We start from the raw sequence: 1,825 nt of genomic DNA on the forward strand, positions 1-1,825 counted from the left end.
CACCATCGTTTTAGGCTGAATTGCATTCATTGGTATATTGCCATTTATTCTGCCTTTTTGATAGGTATATTTATAGCTTAGGTTAAATCCATCCATAAATTTTGCCATTTTACCAAGGAATACTTTGGAATTAATTTCTATTCCTTTTACTACCGCACTATCTCTATTTATATTTTGATAAAGAGAAAATGGTAATGTGTCACCTCCGCTAACTAATTTAAAACTTTGTGTTCCTTTATATACTAGGTCAATAAAGTTTTTATAGTTGGTTTTAAACAGACTTGTCGAGATAAAACCCCAATCATCATGATGTAATGTAAAAGCAATTTCTTTTGTTTTTGCTATCTCTGGTTTTAGATTAGTATTTGGCAAAATAGTGAAATCAGGGTGTTTAAAGGTAAAATACATTTCATCTGAAGTTGGTGCTCTAAAACCTTTTGAATATTTTAGTTGTAAACGAAGAAAACTCGTTGGATCAATCGTTGAAGCAAAACTGTAAGAATGTGCTTTATATTTTTTGTTTTGTTTAGCGATATAGTCAATATTTTCTTGTACGTTTTTCTTAATAACTTCATCATTATTATTTTTACCATTTAATGGAATAAACAATCCTTTCACAATATCATCAGGTAATTTCGGTGTAACGCCGTGTTTATATTTTGGTTGATAATGGATATTGTCATAACGATAACCTAAATCAAAAGATAAATAATCAGTTATAACAACATTATCAAAGAGATAGACTGATTTTCCTGTTGTTTTAATGGGTAATAAGTAAGAAAATTCAGGATCAACTCGAGGGCAAAGGTTAGGATCCAAAGAATCTTCACAGGTTCGTGGAATTTCTTGTTGTGTGGGGGAAAACAAGTTTGTTTTAGTGCCTAGAGTACGTTCAGCCCACCATTGCACATCAGTGGCATCATTACCAGCACGATTAACCATACGCTTCATCGTTGTATTATATGAGCTACCATATTGTAGATTATGTTCAACACGCCAAGTTTTGAAGTCTTTGGTTAAATCTAAATTTAATTGTTGGGTGTTGGTGTCTAAATCTCGCTCTTGCCATAGGCGTTCTAAATAACCCGGTGAAGAAGGAAAAATAGACTGTATTTTACCATAATTATAATTATTATTATCCTTATCCTTTATTCTAGCGAATGTTTTGCCATTTATTTCTTTTTTTTCAAGTTCAACTTCTTTCCATTTTCCTTCATGGCCATAATGTCTTTTACCTTCAAAAACGTTGATTTTTGTACCATCTTTACAATTAAATATTGAACAATCATACCAAGTCTCAGAGGCTCTCTTTCGGGTTAGTTTACCTTCTATTTCTTGATCATTAGTATCAATAAATTTATCGAAGTCATAGGTTTTTTCAGTTCCGTTAGTTGTTTTTTCTTTAAATTTAAGTGGTGTTCCATCTCGACGTGTTATTTTCCCATCTGTTAATTTTAGTCCCGTGGGATTTTCTGTTCCCTGACAATGTCTTACACCGGCATCACAGTATTCGTCAGTTCTTGCTCTCGTTTTTATTTTTTGTTTTGAAAAAGTAATTTTTAACGTATCCCAAAATGGCGTTTGAGAGAAATTTTCATAGCTAAAGGAAATATTACGTCTCTTTGTTTTATCATTTGTATGTCTAGATTCAACCTCTGGTAAATCAGGATTTGTTTTTTGATATTTTAATGTATAGGATAAATCTTGCCCACGAGAACGATGTTCATATAAATCTGCTGCAAGGGTAAAACGATGATTTTCTGTAGGGTTAAAAGAGAATTTTAATAATGTACTATCTTGCTCAATTTTGTATGGGTCTGCTTTT

Annotated in this window: 1 protein-coding gene; it reads right to left on the bottom strand. The window is 31.9% G+C overall.

Translation table 11 applies throughout. The annotated features are described in order from the left end of the window. Nucleotides 1-1,825: TonB-dependent receptor domain-containing protein (locus HMPREF2813_RS08260; RefSeq protein ID WP_148129916.1), on the bottom strand; the 1,825-nt coding region annotated here is incomplete at both ends.

The sequence above is a fragment of the Haemophilus sp. HMSC066A11 genome (assembly GCF_001811665.1).
GTDB lineage: Bacteria > Pseudomonadota > Gammaproteobacteria > Enterobacterales > Pasteurellaceae > Haemophilus > Haemophilus influenzae.